Below are 1112 nucleotides of genomic sequence, written 5' to 3'. Positions count from 1 at the left end.
ACATAGGAATCCTTATTTGCAATTCTTTAAGTCTTCCTATGGATTATATCTTTATTATTCTTGAAGATTCTTATTATTCTCTTTGGAATCTTTTAGTAATGTTTGTATTATAGAATTGCTTGTGGAATCTGTTTTAATAGAGTTTGTAGTATTAGAGATTCCATAAGCACTATAAGCTTGCTTTGTTTTTAATTCTTGATTTTCTTTTTCTAGCTTGTCTCTTTTTTCTAAAATATCAAAAAAGCTTTGGGAGGAATCGAAGTTAGAAGAGAGGGAAGCAAAAATATCATCAGATTTAAGAAATTCTACTTTAATAGCAGTTCCATCAAAATAATCTCTAAAGGGACTATTGCCATCCCAAGAAATAATTGCATCGCCTAATTGGAATGAATTATTGCCTAAGTCTCCAGATTGATTGAGTAAATAAGCTTGAGTTTTATCCCAAGCATTCATAATCTTATCTTCTTGATTTTGTGGAATCATTCCAAATTGATTCGCATGATACAAAAAGTCGCTAATGTTACCTTCAAACACAAAAGCTCCTGACATATAGCTTGACATAGTTTTATTAAAGTCTTTAGGCAATGTGCCAGATTTTAATTCAGAAAGAGCTTCTTGTGCGTCTCTCTTGCGGTCTAAATAACTCTTATAGGGCAAAGAATCATTTTTAAAATCAAGCTTTGCGCTTCCTATTCTATAAATTGCTAAAAGGTTTTGAAGTTCTAAATCATTTGGATTTTCTTTAAGTCCTTTAACTAAAATGTCTTCCATTTGTCCTAATAAATATTCAACACTTGATTGAAATTCTGAATCACTAGGAACTTCTTTGTTTAAAGCTTGTTTTCTTCTTTCTTCATTAAACTCTTGATATTTAAGCGTTGCGCTATCATTATTAACAAAAAGACTAGAATCCCAACCAAGTGGGCTACTTTCAGGATTTTTAAGCAACTCATCAAGCATTTGTCTAGCTTCTTCATCACTTAATTGAGTTGTTTGGGATTCTTGTGTGGTGATAGTGCTATCAAGTTCAGTTTTATCATTTGTGCGAGAGTTGTTATATAAGCTTAGATAAGAGTTTGAATAATTTGCATAAAGATTAGAATTAGAAATAT

Annotated in this window: 1 protein-coding gene; it reads right to left on the bottom strand. The window is 30.8% G+C overall.

Features of this window, described 5'->3' with window-relative positions:
• Window positions 1–54 precede the first annotated feature (54 nt).
• Window positions 55–1112, bottom strand: a 1058-nt coding sequence (locus LS70_RS10030) for a hypothetical protein (protein WP_161594720.1), incomplete at its 5' end; no start/stop codon positions are given.

Source organism: Helicobacter sp. MIT 11-5569 (genome assembly GCF_000765695.2).
In the GTDB taxonomy this organism is placed as follows: Bacteria; Campylobacterota; Campylobacteria; order Campylobacterales; family Helicobacteraceae; genus Helicobacter_D.
The sequence above is the reverse complement of the archived record's forward strand: the minus strand, read 5'-3'. Positions and strand labels throughout refer to the sequence as shown.